Annotated in this window: 19 protein-coding genes and 1 pseudogene; 16 read left to right on the forward strand and 4 right to left on the reverse strand. The window is 68.2% G+C overall.

Annotated elements, in window-relative coordinates:
- Positions 1-3: 3 nt before the first annotated feature.
- From I6H87_RS00520 to I6H87_RS00535, 4 genes and pseudogenes are all read left to right on the forward strand, one after another.
- Complete coding sequence (locus I6H87_RS00520; RefSeq protein WP_010813146.1) at positions 4-402, forward strand: Zn-ribbon domain-containing OB-fold protein; 399 nt, start codon at positions 4-6, stop codon at positions 400-402.
- A gap of 65 nt (positions 403-467) precedes the next feature.
- On the forward strand, positions 468-2,207 hold the full coding sequence (locus I6H87_RS00525; RefSeq protein WP_011614985.1) for a long-chain fatty acid--CoA ligase: 1,740 nt from the start codon (positions 468-470) through the stop codon (positions 2,205-2,207).
- A gap of 31 nt (positions 2,208-2,238) precedes the next feature.
- Positions 2,239-2,430, forward strand: a pseudogene (locus tag I6H87_RS00530) (CoA transferase); the annotation flags it as partial.
- Between the two features lie 254 nt (positions 2,431-2,684).
- Positions 2,685-3,653 (forward strand): Bug family tripartite tricarboxylate transporter substrate binding protein, encoded by a 969-nt coding sequence (locus I6H87_RS00535; RefSeq protein ID WP_010813149.1) that lies wholly within the window; start codon positions 2,685-2,687, stop codon positions 3,651-3,653.
- Here the strand turns inward: I6H87_RS00535 and I6H87_RS00540 are convergent.
- Positions 3,625-3,831, reverse strand: coding sequence for a helix-turn-helix transcriptional regulator (locus I6H87_RS00540; protein WP_041687256.1), 207 nt, complete (start codon positions 3,829-3,831; stop codon positions 3,625-3,627). The two genes, I6H87_RS00535 and I6H87_RS00540, sit on opposite strands and share 29 nt — an antisense overlap.
- Positions 3,832-4,181: 350 nt before the next feature.
- Here I6H87_RS00540 and I6H87_RS00545 point away from each other — a divergent pair, with 350 nt between their 5' ends.
- The 6 genes from I6H87_RS00545 to I6H87_RS00570 all read left to right on the forward strand — a co-directional run bounded on the left by I6H87_RS00545 (position 4,182) and on the right by I6H87_RS00570 (position 11,328).
- The gene (locus tag I6H87_RS00545; protein WP_136227753.1) at positions 4,182-7,025 is read left to right on the forward strand and encodes a winged helix-turn-helix domain-containing protein; all 2,844 of its coding nucleotides are present in this window, start codon (positions 4,182-4,184) and stop codon (positions 7,023-7,025) included.
- Between the two features lie 193 nt (positions 7,026-7,218).
- Positions 7,219-8,358, forward strand: a complete 1,140-nt coding sequence (locus tag I6H87_RS00550; protein WP_010808908.1) for an acyl-CoA dehydrogenase family protein — start codon at positions 7,219-7,221, stop codon at positions 8,356-8,358.
- Between the two features lie 38 nt (positions 8,359-8,396).
- Positions 8,397-9,584: a lipid-transfer protein gene (locus tag I6H87_RS00555; protein WP_010808909.1), complete on the forward strand. Its 1,188-nt coding sequence runs from the start codon at positions 8,397-8,399 to the stop codon at positions 9,582-9,584.
- A gap of 24 nt (positions 9,585-9,608) precedes the next feature.
- Positions 9,609-10,046 (forward strand): MaoC family dehydratase N-terminal domain-containing protein, encoded by a 438-nt coding sequence (locus I6H87_RS00560; protein ID WP_010808910.1) that lies wholly within the window; start codon positions 9,609-9,611, stop codon positions 10,044-10,046.
- A 14-nt stretch (positions 10,047-10,060) separates the two neighbouring features.
- On the forward strand, positions 10,061-10,477 hold the full coding sequence (locus tag I6H87_RS00565) for a MaoC family dehydratase (RefSeq protein WP_010808911.1): 417 nt from the start codon (positions 10,061-10,063) through the stop codon (positions 10,475-10,477).
- A gap of 26 nt (positions 10,478-10,503) precedes the next feature.
- Positions 10,504-11,328: an SDR family NAD(P)-dependent oxidoreductase gene (locus tag I6H87_RS00570; RefSeq protein WP_010808912.1), complete on the forward strand. Its 825-nt coding sequence runs from the start codon at positions 10,504-10,506 to the stop codon at positions 11,326-11,328.
- A gap of 59 nt (positions 11,329-11,387) precedes the next feature.
- On the opposite strand, the gene I6H87_RS00575 is transcribed toward I6H87_RS00570, so the two are convergent.
- Positions 11,388-12,263: a pirin family protein gene (locus I6H87_RS00575; RefSeq protein ID WP_010808913.1), complete on the reverse strand. Its 876-nt coding sequence runs from the start codon at positions 12,261-12,263 to the stop codon at positions 11,388-11,390.
- A 139-nt stretch (positions 12,264-12,402) separates the two neighbouring features.
- Positions 12,403-12,981 carry an acyloxyacyl hydrolase gene (locus tag I6H87_RS00580; RefSeq protein WP_010808914.1) on the reverse strand — a complete coding sequence of 193 codons (579 nt, stop codon included), beginning with the start codon at positions 12,979-12,981 and terminating at the stop codon, positions 12,403-12,405.
- A gap of 235 nt (positions 12,982-13,216) precedes the next feature.
- Between I6H87_RS00580 and I6H87_RS00585 the strand changes: the two genes are divergently transcribed.
- The 6 genes from I6H87_RS00585 (at position 13,217) to I6H87_RS00610 (ending at position 19,706) form a co-directional block, all read left to right on the forward strand.
- Positions 13,217-14,011, forward strand: coding sequence for a hypothetical protein (locus tag I6H87_RS00585; RefSeq protein WP_011614983.1), 795 nt, complete (start codon positions 13,217-13,219; stop codon positions 14,009-14,011).
- On the forward strand, positions 14,008-15,393 hold the full coding sequence (locus I6H87_RS00590) for an MFS transporter (protein WP_011614982.1): 1,386 nt from the start codon (positions 14,008-14,010) through the stop codon (positions 15,391-15,393). The genes I6H87_RS00585 and I6H87_RS00590 overlap by 4 nt, the downstream gene beginning before the upstream one ends.
- Before the next feature lie 89 nt (positions 15,394-15,482).
- Positions 15,483-16,511, forward strand: a complete 1,029-nt coding sequence (locus I6H87_RS00595; protein ID WP_011614981.1) for a TGS domain-containing protein — start codon at positions 15,483-15,485, stop codon at positions 16,509-16,511.
- 119 nt (positions 16,512-16,630) lie between these two features.
- Positions 16,631-16,918, forward strand: a complete 288-nt coding sequence (locus I6H87_RS00600; RefSeq protein WP_010808918.1) for a GYD domain-containing protein — start codon at positions 16,631-16,633, stop codon at positions 16,916-16,918.
- Between the two features lie 395 nt (positions 16,919-17,313).
- A complete protein-coding gene (locus tag I6H87_RS00605) occupies positions 17,314-17,607 on the forward strand; it encodes a hypothetical protein (RefSeq protein WP_010808919.1) in 294 nt (97 codons plus the stop codon).
- A gap of 80 nt (positions 17,608-17,687) precedes the next feature.
- Entirely contained in the window at positions 17,688-19,706 is a 2,019-nt protein-coding gene (locus I6H87_RS00610) for a thioredoxin domain-containing protein (RefSeq protein ID WP_041687253.1), read from the forward strand.
- A 79-nt stretch (positions 19,707-19,785) separates the two neighbouring features.
- Here I6H87_RS00610 and I6H87_RS00615 read toward each other — a convergent pair whose 3' ends face one another.
- Positions 19,786-23,700 carry an ATP-binding protein gene (locus I6H87_RS00615; RefSeq protein ID WP_011614979.1) on the reverse strand — a complete coding sequence of 1,305 codons (3,915 nt, stop codon included), beginning with the start codon at positions 23,698-23,700 and terminating at the stop codon, positions 19,786-19,788.
- Positions 23,701-23,860 lie beyond the last annotated feature (160 nt).

The following is a 23,860-nucleotide window of genomic DNA, read 5'->3' on the forward strand; positions in this document are numbered from 1 at the left end:
GACATGACGACCCCACATACCCCCTTTGCCTACAAGGCACCGGACGAGCAGCCCGACAACCTTCCCTTCTGGCAGGCCGCGCGCGAAGGGCAATTGCTGGTCAAGGTCTGCGACGACTGCGGCAAGCCTCACTGGTATCCGCGCGTGCTGTGCCCGTTCTGCATGGGCACCACCTCATGGAAGCCAGCCAGCGGCCGCGGCACCATCTACAGCTTCAGCGTGACGCGCCGCGCCGGCCCCAATCCGTTCTGCATCGCCTACGTGAAGCTGGACGAAGGCGTGACCATGATGACCCATATCGTCGACTGCGACCTCGACACGGTGCGGATCGGACAGAAGGTACAGGTGAAGTTCTCGCCCAGCGATGGCGGCGCACCGGTACCGACGTTCACGCTGGCCTGAGGCCGGCTGCTGGATGGGCGATACCGCGCTCTGACGGCAACTGCAACATGACAGTAAAGACAACCATGACCCACAACTATCTGCCCGATGCAGGCGTCACCGCCGTCCCCGCGGGTCCGCTTGCGGTGGACGCCGCAGTGGCGCTCGGCGACGTGCCGCGCGTCTTCCATATGCCGCACACCACCCTGGCGGAGAACCTTGAGATCTCGGCCCGGCGCTTCCCCGACAAGGTCGCGGTCCAGTTCTACCACGGCGCCACCACCTATGCCGAACTGCTGGCGCAGGTGGAGCGCATGGCCGGCTACCTGCAGCAGGCATGCGGCGTGCGCCGCGGCGACCGCGTGGTGCTGCTCAGCCAGAACAGCCCGCAGTTCATCGTGGCCTACCACGCGATCCTGCGCGCCGATGCCGTGGTGGTGCCGGCCAACGCCATGCTGCTGGAAGACGAGCTGCGCCATATCGTCACCGACAGCGGCGCGGTGGCCGCGTTTGCCGCAAGCGAGCTGGTCGGCCAGGTGGCGCCGCTGGTCGGCACCACGCCGCTGCGCCACGTGATCGTGCATCACTATGGCGATGCCCTGCCCGCGCAGCCCGACGACGGACTCTCGATTCCGGACTGGGTGCAGCAGCGCTCGTCCGGCACGGCGTTGCCGGCCGGCGCGGTCCACTGGCAGCAGGCCATGGCCGCCGGCTCCACGCCATCGCCGCGCTCCGCAGGCCTGGACGACCTGTGCATGCTGCCCTACACCTCGGGCACCACCGGGGCGCCCAAGGCCTGCATGCACACGCACCGCACGGTGATGGTGTCGGTGGCGGGCTCGCAGCTGTGGCGGCGCTCGCACGCCGAATCGACCTTCCTGGCAGTGGCGCCGATGTTCCACCTGCTCGGGCTGCAGAACGGCGTCAACGCGCCGGTCTACATGGGCGGCACCATCGTGCTGCTGCCGCGCTGGGACCGGCGCACCGTGGCGCAGCTGGTGGCGCGCCATCGCGTCACGTTCTGGGCTGCGCCGCCGCCGATGCTGGTGGAGTTCTTCGCGCAGCCAGGTATCGAGTCATTCGACCTGAGCAGCCTGGCCTGCGTGGTCGGGGGCGGCGCGGCGGTGCCCGACAGTACCGCGCGGCTGATGAAGGAGCGCTACGGACTGCAGTTTGTCGAAGGCTACGGCCTGACCGAGACTGCCTCGTTCATCATCGCCAACCCGCTTGCCGCAGCGCGCTCCGGGCACCTGGGCGTGCCGACCTACGGCGTCGATGCGCGCGTCATCGATCCCGCCACGCTGACCGAAGTGCCGCGCGGCGAGGTCGGCGAGATCGTGGTGCACGGCGCGCAGGTGATGCTGGGCTACTGGAACCAGCCCGCGGCCAATGCCGAGAGCTTTATCACGATCGACGGCAAGCGCTTCTTCCGTACCGGCGACCTTGCCAGCGTCGATGCCGACGGCTACTTCGTCATGCGCGACCGCCTCAAGCGCATGGTCAACGCCTCGGGCTACAAGGTGTGGCCGGCCGAGGTGGAAGCGATCCTGCATACCCACCCTGCCATCCTGGAAGCCTGCGTGATCGCCGCGCGCGATCCGCACCGGGGCGAGACCGTGAAGGCGGTGATCGTGCGGCGTGACGGCGCCGGCGTTTCCGAGGAAGAGTTGCTGGCGTGGTGCCGCACCAGCATGGCGACCTACAAGGCGCCGCGCATCGTGCAGTTTGTCGAACGCCTGCCGCGCTCCGCCACCGGCAAGATCGCGTGGCGCGAACTGCAGGAGCAGGAGATGCAGGGAGCTCCGTTGCCGAACCACAAGGCCTAGTGTCCTGCTCCGCAGACAAAACGGCGCGCCGAGCTTCGTCGAAGTCGCGGGCGTGGTGCAGCCGGCACCGGCGCCGCGATTCCTCGGCACGCCTTCCGAGATCTCCGGCCCCGCGCCGGCGCGCGGCGAGCATGGCGCCGCCGCGCTGCGCGACTGGGGCTTCGATGCCGATGGCGTGGCACAGCTGCAGGCACAGGGCCTGGGACTGATGGCAGAGCGCTAAGGCGCACACGCGCGGCAGGCGCCGCGCCGCACAACTCAATGTCCACCTGGCCGGCATCGTCCGGCCGCGTGTTTTGCTCCGGCCCCGAGCCGGAGCATTCTTTTCATGGCTGCCCCGCTGCGTGGCACCGCCACCCAGGGCAATCCCGCCCAGCCGATATGGGGGGCATGCAAGGTGCCGGGCATCCTATAACTTCCCACATGCAGCCCTTCTTGCTGCGCAGTCTCCTACCCCCCTTCCCGAGGTATCACATCATGCGCATGAAGTCCCTGATCGCGATGGCAGCGATGGCGTGGAGCGCCGCCTGCGGTGCCCAGAGCTACCCGTCGCGTCCCATCACCGTTGTTGTCCCGGGCCCGCCCGGCGGCGCCACCGACACCGTGGCGCGCGCACTGGCCGAGGACATGGGCAAGCGTCTCGGGCAAACCATCATCGTCGACAACAAGCCCGGCGGCGCGGGCGTGATCGCGGTGCAGGCCATCACGCGCAGCGCGCCGGACGGCTACACCATCCTGCTCACCCACTCCTCGCCGCTGATCAACACGCCGCACCTGTACCGCAACGTGCCGTATGACGTGCGCCGGGACCTGGCCTTTGTCACCGAACTCTGCATCGCCAAGATCGTGCTGGCCGTGAACCGGGACGTGCCGGTAAAGAACGTGCAGCAGTTCCTCGACTGGGCCGCGAAGAACAAGGGCAAGGTCAGCTACGGCTCCTATGGCGTCGGCACCTTCCCGCACCTTGTCGGCGCGCACCTGAACCAGGTGCGCGGCCTGGACATGGCGCATGTGGCCTACAAGGGTGAAGCGCCAATGGCGCAGGACATGATCGCCGGCAATATCGCCTGGGCGATCGGCTCGATGAGCACGCTCGGCCCGCATATCAAGAGCGGCCGGCTTACCGCCCTCGCCGTGATGGGCGACAAGCGCATCAAGGAGCTGCCCGACGTACCGACCATGGCCGAGGCCGGGCTGAAGGAGCAGGAACTGCGCTCGCCCGCCTGGCTTGGCCTGTTCGCGCGCTCCGGCACGCCGGCGGCGGTGCTGTCGCGGCTGGAAGCGGAAGCGCGGGCGTCGGTCCAGTCGCCGACCATGCGCGCGCGGCTCGAGGCACTGGCCATGGATCCGGTGGGCAACTCGCCGGCGGAGTTCCGGCGCGAATTCGACGCGACCGAGCCCGTGGTCGCCCAGATGATCAAGGCCAGCGGCGCCACCGCGGAATAAGGCAAGCGCGCAGCCGGGTGGCCAGTGCGGTCAGCCCGGCCGCTGCAACGCGCTGCGCGGCCACCAGGATCGCATCGTAGCGGCGCGACACATTGAGCTTGGCGTAGATCTGCCGCAGGTTCCACTTGACGGTGTCGACGCTCAGGTTGAGCACCAGCGCAATGCGCTTGTTCGACATCGACTGCTCAAGCAGCGCGAGGATCTCGCGCTCGCGCCCGCCCCCATCGGCAACCTCGTCCGGATCGGGCGGGGTTGGCTCCAGGAACAGGCCACGCGCGCACCACTGGCCGGCAGATATAAGGCGACGCCTTGTGACCGGGCACCCGGCAAACCCTCCCCCACCTGTTGCTGATGGCCTGCGGGTGCTGCGCGCGTCTCACCCGGGCCACGCGGACAGCCGGCCAGGCGTGGCTTGGCCGCCGCGCCGCGTCTGCCAGTACAATCGCGACAACGTGCCGCCTTTGCCCGGCATCGCGCTGCCCCACCCGCATTTCCTCCGCATCTCACCTGCACCGTCCTGCCTCGCCCATGCCCCAGACGCCAGCCAATCCGCCAGCCGCCCCCCGCAGCCAGCCCGCCGCGCCAGTCTCGCAGCCGTCCCGGCCGGCGTCGCTGCGCAGCGCGGCGCGCGTGGTCGCGCGCGAGCGCCTGCTGGTGCAGTTGACCGAGGCACGGCGCCGGCGCTGCATCGTGCTGCAGGGCCCGGCCGGCTACGGCAAGACCGCGCTGCTGACCGCGTGGCGGCTGGACCTGCTCGCGCTCGGCTTCGACATGGCCGCGCTGACGCTGGAGCCGGCCGACAACGAGCGCCAGCGCTGGCTCGACCGCCTGCTCGGCTGCCTGTCCGAGGTCAGCCCCGCGCTGACGCGCGAAGCCATGGTCCTGGCCGACCGCGGCACCGACGACGAAGCCGTCGAGCGCGCCATCATCGCGCTGGTGCGCGGCATTGCCGCCCACCAGCGCGACGTGACCCTGGTGCTCGACGACGTGCACCACCTGACGGCGCGCGTGCTGGAGCCGCTGCAGTGGCTGCTCGACTATGCCCCGGCCAATTTCCATGTGGTGCTGGCCTCGCGCGTGGCGCTGCCGCTGTCGCTCGGGCGCCTGCGCGACCAGGGCATGCTGCTGGAGCTGGACCAGCGCGACCTGCGCTTCACGCTGGCTGAATCGCAGCATTTCCTGCGCGCCCAGCTGGGCGACATCAGCCCGCGCGATGCGCGCATGCTGCACGAGCTGACCGACGGCTGGGTGGCCGGCCTGCAGCTCTTTGCCGCGCACTGGAAGCGCAAGAAGGCCAACGCCAGCGGCCTCACCTTTGCCACCGGCTTCGTGCAGGCCAGCGTGCAGGATGCCGGCGCCTTCGCAGAATATTTCGAACGCGAGGTGCTGTCGCGCCTGGCGCCGGACGAAGCCGAGCTGCTGGTGCGCGCCGCCGCGTGCGAACGCTTTACCGCGTCGCTGTGCGAGGCCCTGGGCGAGCAGGCGCTGGGCGAAGGCGAGATCCTGGCGCTGCTGGCGCGGCTGGAACAGGAGAACCTCTTCATCACCCCGGCGCAGGGCCCCGAGCGCGAATCCTGGTACCGGTTGCATCCGCTGCTGCGCGAAACCCTGGCCCAGCGCTTCCGCTCGCGCAGCGATGCCCAGCAGCGCGCCGTGCACGCGGCGGCCTGGCGCTGGTTCCGCGACCATCGCATGCTGGAAGAGGCCGTGCGCCATGCGGTGCTGGCCGGCGACGCCGACACCGCCGCCGACCTGGTGCAGCGCTATGCCGACACCCTGATCATTCGCGGCGAGGTGCGCAAGGCGCTCGGGCTGCTGCGCGCCATCCCCGCCTACCAGGTGCAGGCGCGCCCCGAACTGCGCCTGCTGGCACTGCGCACGCAGATGTTCTCGCGCGAGCTGGACGCGTGCGCCGCGGCCGCGGACCGGCTCGAGGCCGACATCCCGCCGGGCGACGCCTCGCTGCGCTACCGGCTCGCGCTGCTGCGCTTTTCCCTGGTGCTGCTGCAAGACGACAGCCAGGGCGCGCTGGCGCTGCTGCCGCAGATCGAGAACGTGCCCGCCGACATGCCGGCGCTGTTTATCGGCTCGCGCAACAACCTGCTGTCGTGGCTCTACATGCACCTGGGCGACTACGAGCGCGCCCGCCGCATCCAGACCGAGGCAGCGCCGCTGGTGATCGACGGCGTGCCGCTGCTGGGCACCGCCAGCGGCATGCTCAACGGGCGCTGCATGATCGGCTTCAGCCATGCGCTGGAAGGCAACATGATCCAGGCCGAGCGCGTCGCCCGCGACGTGCTGCGCGAAGTCGAGCAAGCGGGCCACGGCGGCGCCGAGCCGGAGTACTTTGCCGCGGCCCTGCTGGGCGAGGCGCTGTACGAGCAGAACGACCTGGAGGCTGCACGCCGGCTGCTGGAGGACCGCGTCGACGTGCTCGAGCGGGTCTCGATCCCGGACTCGGTGCTGCGGGTGCACACCGTGCTGGCAGCCGCGCACTGGATCTGTGGCCACCGGCTCGATGCCTTCGTGCAACTGGAGCGGCTGGAAGACTACGGCACCCAACTGCGCCTGGACCGGCTGGTCGCGCAGAGCCTGGCCAACCAGATCCGGCTGCACCTGGCCAGCGGCGACATTGCCGCCGCCGAGGCCGCGCTGGCGCGCCTGGATGCCATTGCCGCACGCCATCGCAACGCGCCGCGCGGCTCGCTGGACGCCATCCACATGGTGACCGAGCGCGCCCACCTGCTGCTCAGCCTGGCGCATGACGACATGCGCGGGGCCGAGGCCCGCACCGCAGCGCTGATCGCGTACTGCGAGGCGCGCGGCTGGCAACGCCACGTGGCGCAGATGCACATGCTGGCGGCCGTGGTGGCATCGCGCCGCGGCGACGCCGAGGCGGCACGCACGCATGTGCTGGAAGGCTTGCGCCGCGGCCACCGGCTCGGGCTGATGCGCAGCGTGATCGATGCCTGCCCCGGCGCGCTCGGCCAGATCGTGCGCGTGGCCGCGGACACCACGCTGGACCCGGTGCTGGCCTTCTATGTCGAACGCCTGCAGGCCACCGTGCCGCCGCGCGCCGCGCAAGCCGGCGCGGCGGGCGGCACCGCCGCGGCTGCCGCGCCCGCCGGCAGCCCGGCCCGGGCCGACGCGCGCCTCGAGGAACTGAGCGACCGCGAAGCCGATGTCGTGCGCCTGCTCGGCCAGGCCCTGCCCAACAAGAAGATTGCGCGCACCCTGGGCCTGTCGCCGGAGACGGTGAAATGGCACTTGCGCAACATCTTCCGCAAGCTGGGCGTGAGCAGCCGCGACGAGGCCGTGGCGCGCGTCCGCGACCGCGAGCTGGACCAGGCGCCGCCTGACGCGCCGCACTGACGGCGCAACCGCCCCCTCTCCCTCCCCCCTCCCCAACGCCGCGCAACCCATGCGCGGCCGCCCCTTTGCTGTCTCCGGCCACCTGACGCGGGTGGTGTTCGCGGCCCCCTCCTCCCCGGTACCTTAGCGCCATACCAACGGCCGCATTGCTGGGCTGAGGCAACCTTCCGCAGACCGACATCCGGAGTACTCAATGGAAATCAACCGCAGCATCTATCGTGACGACCACGAGATGTTCCGCACCACCGTGCGCCGCTTCCTCGAACGCGAATGCCTGCCCAGGCAAGCCGAATGGGACAAGGCCGGCAAGGTCGACCGCGAGACCTGGCTCAAGGCCGGCCGCGAAGGCCTGCTGTGCGTGACGCTGCCGACCGAGTACGGCGGCGGCGGCGGCGACTTCGGCCACTCCGCCATCTATGCCGAAGAGTATGCCCGCGCCGGCCTGAGCGGGGTCGGCTTCGGCGTGCACTCCGACATCATCGCGCCGTATATCGCCCGCATCGGCAACGAGGAACAGAAGCAGCGCTGGCTTCCCAAGGTCTGCTCCGGCGAATACATCCTCGCCATCGGCATGACCGAGCCCGGCACCGGCAGCGACCTCAAGGCGATCCGCACCACTGCCACCCGCGATGGCGACGAGTACGTGATCAACGGCAGCAAGACCTTCATCAGCAACGGCCTGAACGCCGACCTGATCATCATGGTCTGCAAGACCGACCCGACCGCCGGCGCGCGCGGCGTCAGCCTGATCGTGGTCGAAGCCGAGCGCGAGGGCTTCCGCCGCGGCCGCAAGCTGGACAAGGTCGGCCAGCACGCGCAGGACACCGCCGAGCTGTTCTTCGACAACGTGCGCGTGCCGGTGGCCAACCTGCTGGGCGAGGAAGGCAAGGGCTTTGCCTACCTGATGGCCGAACTGCCGCAGGAGCGCCTGTCGATCGCGGTCAGCGCCGCCGCCAAGCTGGAGGTCTGCCTGGAACACACGCTGGCCTACGTCAAGGACCGCAAGGCCTTCAGCCAGACCGTCTGGGACTTCCAGAACACCAAGTTCAAGCTGGCCGACATCAAGACGCAGGCGATCTCGGTGCGGCTGCTGGTCGACCACTACCTCGGCGAGCACATCCGCCGCCGCCTGACGCTGGAAGAAGCGGCCATCGCCAAGCTCCATGCGACCGAAGTTCTGGGCACCGCGCTGGACCAGATGGTGCAGCTGCACGGCGGCTACGGCTACATGATGGAGTACCCGGTGGCGCGCGCCTTTGCCGACATGCGCGTGACCCGCATCTACGGCGGCACCAGCGAAGTGATGCGCGATCTGATCGCGCGCAAGCTGTAAGCACTGACCCCAAGACAAACAATCATCGGAGCACACCTATGACTCGCAAGGTTTTCGTCGCCGGCGCCGGCATGATCCCGTTCAAGAAGCCGGGCAGCAGCGACACCTATGACGTGATGGGCGCAACCGCCGTGCGCCAGGCGCTGGAAGACGCCGGCCTTGGCTATGAGGACGTGCAGCAGGCCTACGCCGGCTACGTGTATGGCGACTCGACCTGCGGCCAGAAGGCGCTGTACCAGGTCGGCATGACCGGCATCCCCGTCATCAACGTGAACAACAACTGCGCCACCGGCTCGTCGGCGCTGTTCCTGGCGCGCCAGGCGGTGCAGAGCGGCGCGGTGGACTGCGCGCTCGCGGTCGGCTTCGAGTTCATGCAGCCCGGCGCGCTGAAGTCGCGCTGGGACGACCGCGCCCCGGCGCTTGAGCGCGCCATCGGCCTGGTGGACGAACTGGTCGACCGCAAGGACCTGCCCAATGCCATCCGCCAGTTCTCCGGCGCCGGCAAGGCCCATATGGAAAAGTACGGCACCAGGCTGGAAACCTTCGCCAGGATCCGCGCCAAGGCCAGCCGCCACGCCGCCAACAACCCGCTGGCCGTATTCCGCAACGTGCTGACCACCGAGGACGTGCTGGCCGCGCCGGCGCTGTGGGAAGGCGTGCTCACGCGCCTGATGGCCTGCCCGCCAACCTGCGGCGCCGCTGCCGCCATCGTGGTGTCGGAGGAATTCGCGCGCAGGAAGGGCCTGAAGACCGACGTGCTGATCGCCGGCCAGTCGCTGACCACCGACCGCCCCAGCACCTACGACGCACGCGACATGATCCGCGTGGTCGGCTTCGGCATGACGCGCGAAGGCTCGCAGCAGGTGTATGAGCAGGCCGGCGTCGGCCCGCAGGACCTCGACGTGATCGAGCTGCACGACTGCTTCGCGCAGAACGAGCTGCTGACCTATGAAGGCCTCGGCCTGTGCCCGGAAGGCGGCGCCGAGAAGCTGGTCAACGACGGCGACAACACCTACGGCGGCAAGTGGGTGGTCAACCCGTCAGGCGGCCTGCTGTCCAAGGGCCATCCGCTGGGCGCCACCGGCCTGGCGCAATGCTACGAGATGGTCCAGCAGCTGCGCGGCACCGCCGACCAGCGACAGGTGGAAGGCGCACGCCTGGCCCTGACGCACAACCTCGGCCTGGGCGGCGCCTGCGTGGTCACGCTGTACCAGAAGCACGCCTGAGCACACTGACACAGGAGTCCATCCATGATCGACAAGAAACACATCGGCAAGGTGGTGGCGGATTTCCGCGCCTGCGCACCGGCCAGCCAGCTGCGCTTCTTCGCCAAGGCCACCGGCCAGACCGATCCGGTCTATCTCGACGAAGCCGCCGCGCGCGACGCCGGCCACCCGGGCCTGCCGTTGCCGCCGACCTTCCTCTTTTCGCTGGAACTGGCCGGGCCGGCGACCGGCTGGCGAGATGAGCTGGGCATCCGCATCGACCGCATCCTGCACGGCGAGCAATCCTTTGCCTACCACCGCATGGCCTACGCCGGCGACACCCTGCACTTCAAGTCCACCATCGCCGACATCTACGACAAGAAGGGCGGCGCGCTGGAATTCGTAGTGCGCGAGACGCGCGTGACCAACCAGGATGGCGAGCACGTGGCAGACCTGCGCAGCGTGCTGGTGCATCGCACTTGAACCGGAGAACCCGCATGAGCAAACTAGGCTTCGACCAGGTCAAGGTAGGCGACACCCTGCCGCCGCTGACGCTGGAGCCGGTCAACCGCACCACGCTGGCGCTGTTCGCCGGCGCGTCGAACGACCACAACCCGATCCACATCGACATCGATTTCGCACGCAAGGCCGGCAACCCCGACGTGTTTGCCCACGGCATGCTGGCGATGGCCTGGCTGGGCCGCTTGCTGACGCAGTGGGTGGACCAGCGCCAGCTGCGCCAGTTCGGCGTGCGCTTTGTCGGCATCACCCACCTGGGCCATCGCATCACCTGCACCGGCCGCGTGGTGGAGAAGCTGGAAGTCGACGGCGAGAAGCGCGTCAGGCTGGAAATCCAGACCGCCAACCAGTATGGCGAAAGCAAGATCCTCGGCGACGCCGTCGTTGCCCTGTAAATCCAATCAAGCACAAGGAGTCTGAAATGGGAGCACTTGAAGGCAAGGTGGCACTGGTCACCGGTTCGGGCCGCGGCATCGGCAACGCCATCGCCATGCGGCTGGCACGCGAAGGCGCGCGCCTGGTCATCAATGACCTGGACGCCGAGCCGGCGCAACAGACCGTCGAGGAACTGAAGGCAATGGGCGTCGAAGCCGTGGCCTGCGTGGGCAACGTGTCCGCACCGGACTTTGCCGACCGCTTCATCAACACGGCGATGAGCAATTTCAAGAGCATCGACATCATCGTCAACAACGCCGGCTTCACCTGGGACGACGTGGTGCAGAAGATGAGCGACGAGCAGTGGTACGCCATCCTGGACTGCCACATGACCGCGCCGTTCCGCATCCTGCGCGCCGCCTACCCGCACATCAAGGCACTGGCCGCCGCCGACAAGGAAGCCGGCCGCGAGGTGTACCGCAAGATCGTCAATATCTCGTCGACCTCGGGCCTGAACGGCAATGCCGGCCAGATCAACTACTCCGGCGCCAAGGCCGGCGTGATCGGCATGACCCGCGCCATGGCGCGCGAGTGGGGCCGCTTCAACGTCAACGTGAATGCGGTGGCGTTTGGGCTGATCCACACCCGCATGACCTCGGCCGACGCCAAGGCCGGCGCCACGGTCAACATCGAAGGCCGTGAAATCCGCGTCGGGCTGAATCCGGAGATGCTGAAGTCGCACGCCCAGCGCAATCCGCTTGGCCGCGGGGGCACCCCGGAAGAAGCCGCGGGCGGCGTGTACCTGTTCTGCTCGCCGGATTCCAACTACATCACCGGCCAGGTGATCGCGGTCGCCGGCAACGTGCAGTAAATCCAGCCGCACCGAAGCGGGGGCTCGCGTTGGCGAGCCCCCGTTGCTGCAGCAGGCGCCTACCGGCCGCCCGCCGCGATGCTGCCGAAATGACCGCTGCTGAAGTCGCGGAAGGCATCGGCAATCTGCTCTTCAGTGTTCATCACGAACGGGCCATGGCCGACGATCGGCTCGTCGATCGGCTCGCCGCTGAGCAGCAGCACCACCGCGTCGGTGCTGGCTTCGATGTTCACATCCTCGCCGGCACCGTCCAGCACCACCATCTCGGCATCCCGCACCGTCGCCTCCGCGTTGACGGTGATCTTGCCGCGCAGCACCACCAGCGCGGTATGCCAGCCCTCCGGCAGCGCCAGCCGCGCGCTGGCACCCTGGTTCAGGCGCATATCCCACACATGCATCGGCGTGAAGGTGCGCGCCGGGCCGGCCTTGCCCGCGTACTCGCCGGCGATCACGCGCACCGTGCCGGCGCCATCGGGCATCGGCACCACCGGGATATCGCGGTCGACGATGGCCTGGTAGCCGGGCGTGGTCATCTTGTCGCGCGCCGGCAGGTTGACCCACAGCTGCACCATTTCCAGCGCGCCGCCGCTTTGCGTAAAGGCCGGCGAGTGGAATTCCTCATGCAGGATGCCGGCGCCCGCCGTCATCCACTGCACGTCGCCGGGGCCGATCACGCCGCCCTGCCCGGTCGAGTCGCGATGCGCGACCTCGCCCTTGTAGACGATGGTCACGGTCTCGAAACCGCGGTGCGGATGCTGGCCAACCCCGCGCGGGCGCTGCGTCGGCGTGAAGTCGGCCGGCCCGGCATAGTCCAAAAGCAGAAACGGGCTCAGTTGCTTGCCGTGGCTCATGTACGAAAACATCGAGCGCACCGGAAAGCCATCTCCGACCCAGTGCTGACGCGGTGCGCTGTAGACGCCCAGAATGCGCTTCATGTCTGATCTCCGAGTATGCCGACCGATAGCGGCAGGCAATGATCCATGGAGCAATGATAGGAGCTGCAGCCGGCGCGCGGTAGACCGTGGGATTGCAATGCAGTGTCCTGTGGCTGGAACGATGCCCGGCCGCCGTCCGTCAGAAGCGGTAGCGCACGTAGCCCATGCTGAAGTTGGTGCCGGGATTGGGCTGCCTGATGCCGGCATTGGACAGGTGCTGGAAGCGGTAGCCGATGGCAAGCCGCTGCGCCTTGCCGAAGGCAATGCCCACGCCGACCATGTCAGAGAACTGGAACGCCGAGCCCATGCGATGGCCGTCGGCGATCTCGGTATGGCTGAGCACGCGCAAACCCACGGAGGCTTCAACAAACGGCGTCGCGTACTCGCCCGCATAGCTGAGGCGGAAGATCGGTGACACGCCGAACTCCGTCAGCTGGCTCGACGGCCGGGACGACAGCGCCCGCCAGTTTGCGAGATTGACCTCGCCGTCCAGGGACAGCGCAAGGCGGCTTGACAGCTGCCACTGCACGATATCGTCCCAGCGCGCGGCCACTTCGTATTTTTCAACGCCGTGGCGGTTGTCGCGGCCATAGCCGCCCTGCATCGAGAAGGTTGCCGCGTCGGCGGCGGCCGGAAGCGCGCACAGGCAGGCCGCAAACGGAACGGCGGCAGCAAGGTGCGCCAGCCGGCTTGATGGGGTTGCTATCTTCACTGACATCCGTGGGTTTCGGGCAGCGTCGACGTGTATCGCGGCGCTGCCACTTTGTTTTGATCACGGCGCTCGAAGATAGCAGCCCTTCAGATTTGCGGAAGCCTGCCCGAAGCAAACACAGTGTTCCAATGCCGAAACAATGCGACGTCACGGCCAAGGAATTGGCAAAGCCACAGACAATTGTCGAAACTTGGTAGTACGCGGCTGTCACGGGGCCGCCCACAAGCGCAAGGAGGCCATCATGCGCGCCTGCCGACAAGCCCGCCCTGCCGCCAGGGTCGCCGCAGTCTGGCTGCTGGTGGCGGCCATGGCCACCGCGGCCTGGCTGCTGCCGCGCATCGCGCAGCCGCCGCAATACCATCGTTATGCCGACCCTTACGTCTGCTTCGGCACGCCCCACTGCCTCGACATCGGCTCCAATCTGCTGTTCCTGCTCGCGGGCGCGGCAGGCCTGCGCTATCTGGGCACCACGGCTGCCAGCCGTGCCTTTATCGCGCCGGCTGAGGCCTGGCCTTTCCGGCTGCTTTTCCTCGCCGTCTTCCTGGTTGGCCTGGGCTCCGCCTATTACCACCTTGCGCCGGACAACCAGCGGCTGGTGTGGGACAGGGCCCCGCTGGCGTTCGCGCTGATGTCCTGGCTGGGCGCCAACCTGTGCGAGCGGGTCAGCCTGAAGGCCGGCTTGCGGCTGCTGCCGCTGCTGCTGATCGCAGGGCCGGCCAGCGTCGCCTACTGGGCATGGAGCGAGGCCCGCGGCATCGGCGACCTGCGCCCTTATCTGCTGGTTCAGGCATCGGCCATGCTGGTGGTGCCGCTGCTGCTCTGCCTCTATGCGCCGCGCTACACTGGCGACCGGGATGTGCTGGCCATCACCGGCTGCTATGTGCTGGCCCTGGCTTGCGATGTGCTGGATCACCAGATCGCCGCGCTCACGGGGCTGGTCAGCGGGCACACACTCAAGCACGTGTTCGCGGCGCTGGCCGTCTATGGCGTCTTGCTTCGGCTGAAGCGGCGCCGCATCGTGGAGGAAGGAACATGACCGTGCCCCAACCTGGTGGCCACGCTCGCGAGCCCAGCGAGCCCTCTGCCCTGGGCGTCGACGTACGGCCGCGCGAAGTGTGGGCATGGGCCATGTACGACTTTGCCAACTCTGGCTACACCACCGTGGTCATCACCGCGCTGTTCAATGCCTACTTCGTCGCCGTGGTGGCCGGCAATGCGTCCTGGGCCACGCTGGCGTGGACCGCGGCGCTTTCGCTCTCCTATGCGCTGGTGGTGCTAAGCGCGCCGCTGGTCGGTGCCTACGCCGACCTGCGCGCAGCCAAGAAGCCACTGCTTGCGGTGACGACGGCGGGTTGCGTGGTGTTCACCGCCCTGCTCTATTTTGCGCAGCCCGGCACCCTTGGCCTGGCCATCCTGTGCGTGGTCCTGTCCAACTTCTTTTTCGGCAGCGGCGAAAACCTGATCGCAGCCTTCCTGCCGTCGCTTTCCACCACCCGGGCCCTGGGCAGGGTATCGGGCTGGGGCTGGAGCCTTGGCTATATCGGTGGCCTGGCCACGCTGGGCGCATGCCTGCTCTATGTCAACTGGGCCAGCGCACGCGGCCACGTCGCCAGCCAGTTCGTTCCCGTCACCATGCTGATCACGGCGGCCATCTTTGCCCTGGCGAGCCTGCCGACCTTCCTGCTGCTGCGCGACCGCGGCGCGCCACGGATCGCTGCGTCCGCGCCGGCTGGCGAACAGGCCTGGGCCAGGGTATGGCAACGCCTGGGCCAGCTGCGCCAGTTCAGGGACCTGCGCCGCTTCCTGCTGTGCACCCTGTTCTACCAGGCCGGCATCCAGGCAGTGATCACGCTGACCGCCATCTACGCCAACCAGGCCATGGGCTTCACCATGCAGCAGACCCTGACCCTGGTGCTGGTGGTCAACCTGACGGCGGCGGCCGGCGCCTTCCTGTTCGGCCCTGTGCAGGACCGCATCGGCCACGTGCGCGCCATTGCCCTGACGCTGCTGGGCTGGATCCTGACCATCCTGCTGGCGCACGCCGCGCGCGAAGCGCCGCTGTTCTGGCTTGCCGCCAACGTGGCCGGCCTGTGCCTGGGCGCCGCCCAGTCCGCGGGACGGGCCATGGTGGGGCTGCTGGCCCCGCCCTCGCGCGCGGCCGAGTTCTTCGGTCTGTGGGGCCTGGCGGTCAAGCTGGCCTCGATCGCCGGGCCGCTGACCTATGGCATGGCAAGCTGGCTGACGGGCGGCGATCACCGGCAGGCGCTGCTGGTCACCGGCAGCTACTTCGTGGTCGGGCTGGGCCTGCTGTGCGGGGTCAACACCATGCGGGGCCGGCGGGCTGCCTTGCGCGCTGAGCGGATGGTCGGGCTGGAGACCGGGTACGGAGCCGCCACTGCCGGCCCCGCTTGCCATTAGCAGCACGGACGGCAGACTAAAATGAAACTGCCCTTTGGCGATTGGATCGCTCTTTCGGCTTCCGGACGCTGAAGCTCTGGCGACAGCCCATGCCAGCAAACCTCACTCCAGAGTACAAGCAGGCCGAACAAGCCTATCGGCTGGCACGCCAGCCGCGCGAGCAGCTCGAATGCCTGAAGGAGATGCTCCGTGTCATCCCGAAGCACAAGGGGACGGAGCATCTGCAGGCCGATATCAAGTCGCGCATCAGGGAGCTCACGCAGGCATCTGCGGGCCACGGGAAGGCCGCTCACAGAGGGCCGGCACATGCGGTGCATGCCGAAGGCGCGGCCCAGCTCTGTCTGATCGGCCCGCCCGGCGCGGGAAAATCCAGCCTGCACGCAAGGCTGACAGGATCGGGCAGCGAGGTCGGAGCCTCCCCCCACCCTACGCAGGTGCCGGTCCCCGCCATGTTGCCGTTCGACGACATTGCTTTCCAGCTGGTGGACCTGCCACCTGTATCGGTCGAATTCATGCAACCCGGGCTCACTGACATATTGCGGGCGACAGACGGCGTACTGTTGGTGGTCGACCTGAGCGCGCCAGACTGTACCGAACAGTTGGCGTTGATTCTGCGGCGCCTCGCCGAGGCAAAGATCATCCTGTCGGAGCGCTGGCCGGGTCAGGCCGACAGCCCTGGGGCGACGGCGGAACCGGCGGCTGACCCGTTCAGTGTTCACCTCCCTGCGCTGCTGCTGGCCAACAAGACCGATCTCGCCAACCCGGAAGACGCGGCCGTGCTCGAAGACCTGCTCGGTGTAAGCTTTCCGGCGCTCGCAACCTCGGCCATCGACGGGCGCGGACTGGCCGAGGTCGGTCCGTTCCTTTTCAGGGCTCTGCGCATCGTGCGTGTCTACACCAAGGCACCCGGGAAACCTGTCGACCAGCGTCGGCCTTTTACGATGCGCCGCGGCGACACCGTGCTGGATGTCGCCTTGCAGGTGCACCCCGATCTCGCGCGTACGTTCAAGTTCGCCCGCATCTGGGGGAGTGGCAAGTTCAGCGGCCAGCAGGTGGGCGCCGATCATCCGGTAGCCGATCGGGACGTGGTGGAACTGCATTCGCAGGCGCATGGATGATCAAAGCCATCGTCGCAGCAGGCGAGCGCCGATGACATAGACTGAAAGACCTGCGGCCGGTTGTTCCCGCATGACTGCCGTGCCGGTTTGCGGGGCAATTTCTTGCACGGAGGTATGCCATGACTACATACGTCATCCTCAGCCGTCTCGCTCCTGATGCGTTCACGGATCCCAAGGACATGAAGCAGCTCGCCGCCACGGTGGCCGAGAAAATCAAGTCTGAATGCCCTGCCGTCACCTGGAAGGACAGCTATCTGACACTCGGGCGCTTTGACGTCGTGGACATTGTCGAGACGGACGACCTGAAGCAGCTCGAGCGGGCGGCGTTGATCATCCGGGGCTATGGACACGCCGCGACCGAGACGCTGCAAGCGACGCCGTGGGACGAGTTCATCGCGGCCCTGTAGCGCAGATCGATGGATCAGGCGGCTCGCGCACAGCCAGATTCAGGTTGACCTGATCGTCGGCTGCCCTATACTTAAAGTGCTGGCTGAGACACGCTTTAGTAAAGCGAAGGTAGGCCAGCCAAACGATCATGCTTCCTGGATGATCTGCCAGATGAAGCGTGATCGTGCAGGCCACATATGCCTGCAGGTCCGGACCGGATCATAAGTTGCTGACCCGGTTCGGATGCACCCAGATTGAAGCGCTGAGCACCTGTGGAAGGTGCTCTTTTTATTGGCGGCATACGGGGCGACGTTGACCACTCGCCTCGCGCGCCGCCATTGAGCGATTCGGGTAATGCAAAAGTGGACGGATCGGATCAGAGCCGTACCTGATCCGAACTGAAACAAGGAGTCGCATGCGCGCCCGCTCACGCCCTCCCGACGCCGGCTACCGCTGGCTGTGGCAGCTGTCTGCCGCCGGCTGGGGTCACTGCGGCCTGGCCTATGTCAGCGGCGCGCTGCTCGCACCGCGCTGGTGGCCTGCAAGAGAGGCCATGCCACTGCGCGACCGGTATTCTTCGCGGCGCACGGCGCTGGTGCTGTACACCTTCGCCTATCGTGGCGGTGGAGCACCCGCCGGCACCATGCCACCGCGCGATGGCTTTACCTGGCGGCACCAGTGCTGGTCACAAGGGGTTGGGGTGGCCTGATGCCGGAAACCCGCCACGCGCTTGCCGGGCGCCCTGTTCTGCGCCACAGTGGTCCCACCGGGCCCAGGCTGGAGACCATGATGACAAACCGGCTCGCCACAGAAACCTCGCCTTACCTCCGGCAACACGCGGAGAATCCTGTCGACTGGTATCCCTGGTGCGAAGAGGCGTTTCGCCGCGCGCGCGACGATGACAAGCCGGTCCTGCTTTCCGTCGGCTACGCCACCTGCCATTGGTGCCACGTCATGGCGCACGAATCGTTCGAGAATCCCCGGATCGCCGGCCTGATGAACGATCGGTTCATCAGCATCAAGGTCGACCGGCAGGAGCGTCCCGATCTCGACGACATCTACCAGAAAGTCCCCCAGATGATGGGACAGGGCGGCGGCTGGCCGCTGACGGTATTCCTGACGCCGCAAGGAGAGCCATTCTACGGCGGCACCTACTTTCCGCCCGATGACCGCTATGGCCGCCCCGGGCTCGCGCGCGTGCTGCTGAGCCTGAGCGAAGCCTGGACGCATCGCCGCGAGGCACTGCGCGACACCATCGAGCAGTTTCAGCAGGGGTTCCGGCAACTGGACGATACGGTCCTGAGCCGTGAAGACGCGGAAGAAGCCGCGGAAGTCCAGGATCTGCCCGCGCAGACAGCCCTCGCCCTCGCGCGCAATACGGACCCGACCCATGGCGGCCTGGGCGGAGCGCCCAAGTTTCCCAACGCAAGCGCGTACGACCTCGTGCTGCGCATCTGTCAGCGCACGCATGAACCCGCGCTGCTTGATGCGCTGGAGCGCACGCTCGACGGCATGGCGGCCGGCGGCATCCATGACCAGCTCGGCGGTGGCTTCGCCCGCTACAGTGTCGACGAACGCTGGGCCGTGCCCCACTTCGAAAAGATGCTTTACGACAACGGCCAGCTCGTCACGCTCTACGCCAACGCCTATCGCCTGACGGGAAAGCAAGCCTGGCGCCGCGTATTCGAGGGAACGATCGCGTACATTGTGCGGGACATGACGCACCCCGACGGCGGCTTCTATGCCGGCGAAGATGCCGACAGCGAAGGCGAGGAAGGCCGCTTTTATGTCTGGACAGCGCCCGAGGTGAAGGCAGTCCTGGGCGAATCCGAGGGAGCCCTGGCGTGTCGCGCCTACGGCGTGACCGAAGGCGGGAACTTTGAACCCGGCAGATCGGTGCTCCAGCGTGCCGTCACGCTGACTCCCCTGGAGGAGGCACGGCTGGAAGGCTGGCGCGAGCGGCTGTTGGCTGCGCGCGCCCAGCGCGTGCGCCCCGGGCGCGACGACAACATTCTCGCCGGGTGGAACGGTCTCATGATCCAGGGACTCTGCGCCGCTTACCAGGCAACGGGCAACCCCGCACACCTCGCCGCCGCAAGGCGTGCCGCCAGCTTTATCCAGGACAAGCTCACCATGCCGGACGGCGGTGTGTATCGGTACTGGAAGGACGGCACAGTCAAGGTGCCAGGGTTCCTGGAAGACTATGCCTTCCTGGCTAACGCGCTGATCGACCTCTACGAATCCTGCTTCGACAGGCGATACCTTGATCGCGCAGCCGAACTCGTGGCGCTCATCATCGATAACTTCTGGGACGACGGGCTGTATTTCACGCCCAATGATGGCGAGCCATTGATACACAGGCCTCGCGCGCCGCACGACGGCGCCTGGCCGTCCGGCATTTCAGCCAGCGTGTTCTCCTTCCTGCGCTTGCATGAACTCAGCGGCGAGGATCGCTATCGTGACCTCGCCGAGCACGAATTCCAGCGCTACCGGGCTGCCGCCAGCGCGGCCCCGGCCGGCTTCGTGCACTTCCTGGCCGCCGCGGACTTCGCGCAGCGCGGCGCGTTCGGGATCATTCTTGCCGGCGACAAGGCGGCGGCCGCCGCCTTGGTGGAAAGCGTTCACCGCACCTATCTTCCGGCACGCGTGCTGGCATTCGCCGAAGACGTTCCCGTCGGCCAGGGGCGGCTCCCGGTGGACGGCCGGCCGGCAGCCTACGTGTGCCGCCATCGCGCCTGTAGCGCGCCCGTGACCAGCGGCGAGGCACTGCTTGAACGCTGCGCGGGGGTGACGGTGAGCCCTCAGTGAATCTGCATACCACGCATGGCATGAATCCGCTCATGATGCCTGCTGCTACAGGCGTTATCTGCGAGCGCAGGAATTTCGATCAGGACCGGCCTGATGCGTCCGACTCGATACGCGATGTCGCTGCCAGCCTCTCCAGTGCAGCATCGATGGCACCCAGGGACTCATTCAGACCTGCCGCATGCGCCTCGTCCCTGAGCAGCCGTAATCGGGCAAAAAGGGGCGGCGTGGTCCCGGCCCCCTGTTCCCGTCCGGCGCATATCAAGGCGCGGCCCCTGCGGATCAGAAAGTCTCCCCACGGAAACGGCTCATGCTGCATGTAATCCTGCAGCGCTGCCAGGTAGCGTTCGGCTTCCTGCCACCGGCGCGCCGCCAGTGAAACGTCGATCGCAGCTTCGAGCAGATCGACGTGGCAATGGCTCACGCAGCCCTGGGCCAGAATGGCCTCGCCCTGGCGCAGGGCGTCGAGCTGCTTGTCCGGATCGCGCGTAGTGCGCGCCAGGAACGCCAGCACGGTTGGCCCTGAATACCGCACGCCGCTGGCGTGGCTCAGTTGCAGCGCCTCGTCGAGCACGGACTCCGCCTCCTCCACCTGGCCGAGCGCGCCAATGGCGAGGCCAAGCCGCGCCAGCACTTCCGCCTCGAAGCGCCGGGCCCCAAGCCGGCGCGTCAGCGCCAGTGCCAGCCGCGCGTGCGCTTCGGCACCCGGCCAGTCGCCGGCGAGCTGTGCGGTCGACGCCATCACGTCGTAGGCCAGCATCTCGCTGCGCGCATCGCTGATCCGCCGCGCCAGGCGCAGCCCTTCCTCGCAGCTGGCCTGCGCGGCCGCAAGTTCGTTGCGGAACAGTTCCACCGCGCCCACCATCGGCAGGTTGGCACATTCGATGCGGATGAAGCCGTGCGCCCGCGCCAGCTCGACGCAGCGGACAAAATGCGCATGCGCGGTCAGCATGCGGCCTTGCTGGTAGTACGCATCACCGAGGCCGCCCAGCGCACGCGCCTCGCCCAGCACCGATCCGGCCGCCCTCGCATGGCTGAGGGCGCGCTGGTGGGCGGCGAGGCACTCTTCCATGTCGCCCTTCGGGAAATAGAGATTGCCGCGCAGCGATTCGATCTCGGCCAGCCGCTCGGGCTGGCCCAGCGCGGCGGCGGCCTGCTCCGCCTCGCGCAGCGCCGCCAGGGCTTCGTCATAGCGGTCGAGCAGGCGCAAGGCGGCCGCCGTGCCAAGCCACACCCGGGCCCGCTGTGCCGCATCGCTCGCCAGCAACTGCGCTTGCCGGAACGCCTGCAGCGATTGCGTCGGCAGGCCCAGGTCAAGTGCCAGCTCGCCGTGCAGGCAGGCAAGCGTGTGCCTGCAGGCGTCGCCGCTATCCAGGCGCTGCGCACGCTCGACCAGGCGCAATGCGCGCTCGCCGCGGAAGTGCGCCGCCTCATGGCGCGCCGCGGCGGCATAGGCCTCGGGCGCGCCGGGATCGCCTGCGGCATCCAGGTGCTCGGCCGCCAGCGCCGGATTCCGGCCTTCGTACCAGGCAGCCGCGCGCCGGTGCAGATTCTGTCGCCGCGACTTGAGCAGCGAGGCGTACACCGCCTCATGGATCAGCGCGTGCATGAACAAATAGTCTTCGCCTTCCGGCCGGGCCATGGCCTCCTGCACCAGGCGCTCGCAAGCGTACGCGGGGTCCTCGAGCAAATGCCGCAGCGCGGCCGGGCCAAAGCGCTGGCCCAGTACGGCAGCGGCCTGCAGCGCCTGGCGGTCGGCGGTAGAGAACCGGTCCATCCGCGCCAGCACAATGCTCTGCAGCGTGCCGGGCAACTCGTCCGCACCCGCCTCCGCGCCGCGCAGCAACTGGTCGAGAAACAGCGGATTGCCCTCAGCCCGGCGAATGCAGGTAGCGGCCACTGCAGGATCGACCTGGCGATGGCAGGCTGCCAGTTCGTGCGCCTCGGCATCGTCGAGCGGCCCGAGGTCGATGGTGGTCAGCGATGCTCCCTGGCTGGTCGCCCGCCAGGCCGCATCGAGCGGGTCATGCTCGGGCCGTACGGTCAGCACCAGGATCAGCGCATGGCTGCGGGTTGCCGCGGCCAGCTGCGCCAGGCAATCGAGCACCGTGCGCTCGGCCCAGTGGACGTCTTCGACCACGATCAACTGCGTGCGCACCACGCTGCGGCGGGTGGCCAGCGTCACCATCAATCGCTGTGCGCCGCGTTGCCGGCTGGCGGCGTCCATCGCGGCCAGTGCAGCGGCCTGCTCCTGGGACTGGGGCTGCTCGAACATGTCGCGGGCGAACCCAAGCTCATCCTCGCCGAGTTGCCAGGCCGCGAGCGCTTGCTCGATGGCCGCGCCTGTCGCTACTTCGGCGGCGGCGCCATCCGCGCCCGTGCGAGGCGCGACGCCCAGCAGATTGCGCGCGAGCATGCGCAACGGATCGCCGCCGCTGCCGGCACCGAAGTCGAGCACCAGCGCCCGGTGTGCCTCCAGGCCATGCTCGCGCGCCAGCGCGACGAAGCGGTCGGCGAGCCGGCTTTTGCCGATGCCGGCCTCGCCGCGGATCAGCACGACCCGGCCATGGCCGGAACGCAGGCAGCTGTCGGCAACGCCGGCGAGCTGGGCCAGCTCCGCTTGCCGCCCGACGAACGCGTGCTGCGCCGGCGCCTGTTCCACCCCGAGAAAGCGCCGCACGCGCCAGAGCGGAATCGGTTCGGCCACGCCGGGGAGCACGGCGTGCGCCACGCAGTCCGCTTCCAGGCGTCCGGGCAGCGCCTGGTAGACCCGATTCGACACCATGGTTGCGCCAGGCTCGGCGCGCTCCATCGCCTGCAAGGCCACGCTAACCGGCCCGCCGGTCAGCGTCATGCCGCTTTCGCGGCAGGCGGCCAGCACCTGGCCGCTGGCCAGGCCTACGCGCGCCAGCAGCCTGGCGTTGGCGGATTCCGCCAGCCGCGCCAGACCGGCATGCAGCGCCCCGGCGGTATGCAGGGCGCGCTCGGCGTCGTTCCCATGCGCCACCGGAACGCCAAACACGATGGTCAGCCGGGTGCCGATTTCATCGGTGATATGGCCGCCGCAGGCGCTGGCCAATGCCCTGGCATGCTGGCGCCAGCGCGCAAGGGCATCGTGCAATGGCTCGGGCTCCAGGCCAGCGCTGCTATCGTCCAGGCTGGCTACCAGGACCACTGCGTGGCGCAGTTGCGGCTCGGCAGCCATCACGGCGCAAGCAGGTGGCACCGCGGCACCGTCGTCACCGGCCGCAGCCATGCCAGCCACCGGCTCGCGGCGGGCCCGCAGCATTGCCTGGTACAGCGCCTCGGTCTCGGGCTCAGGCGATACCCCGAGTTCGCGTTGCAGTGCCGCCCGGCACAAGCGGTATTGCTTGAGCGCCAGCGCCTGCCGGCCCTGGCGCTCATACAGCCGGATCAGCGTCCGGTGCACGTCTTCCTGCAACGGATCGAGGGCAAGGAGCCGGGTGGCAGTGGCGATGGCCCGCTCCGTCTCGCCAGCCTGCTCGTGGTGCGCCAGCAACCTGGCCATGACCGCCAACGCCACGCCGCGCAGACGCTCGCGTTCGATCGCCAGCCAGTGGTCGAACGCCGGCGCGGCGGCATGAAAGCCCTCCAGCAAGTCACCCCGGTACAGCGCCGCGGCGCGCTCCAGCGACGCGGGCGTGGCTTCCCGGGCACACTGCTCGAACTCGCACACGTCGACCCCGATCTCGCCTAGCGTCACGCTGTCGCCTTCTGCCAGCACCACGTGCTGGCCAGCTTCTTCCAGTGCGCGCCGCGCCGCGCTGAGTGCCTGGCGCAGGCTGCTGCGCGCCTGCTCGGTATTGCTTTCGGCCCAGCACAGTGCGGCCAGCTTGTCGCGCGGCTGGGCGCGCCCTTGCGCCAGCGCGAGATAGGCCAGCACGGCGCGCGCCTTGCGGGCAGAAAGCGAAATCGGCGTTCCGTCTGCAGAACTCAGCTGGAAGCCGCCGAACAGGTCAAGACGGGCACGGGCCATGATAGGGAAACCGGAAAACCCATCATTTATAGGCGACGGCACGGGCCAACGCGCGCCTCGCCAGCGCAAAGAGATGAAGCCGGTACTTCCTTGGCCTGCCGCAATTTTCACGCTTCTTTCACGCTGGATTGCCGGGCCCGTTCACGGCGGCTCCCTAGTA

The organism is Cupriavidus necator, from assembly GCF_016127575.1.
Lineage (GTDB): Bacteria > Pseudomonadota > Gammaproteobacteria > Burkholderiales > Burkholderiaceae > Cupriavidus > Cupriavidus necator_D.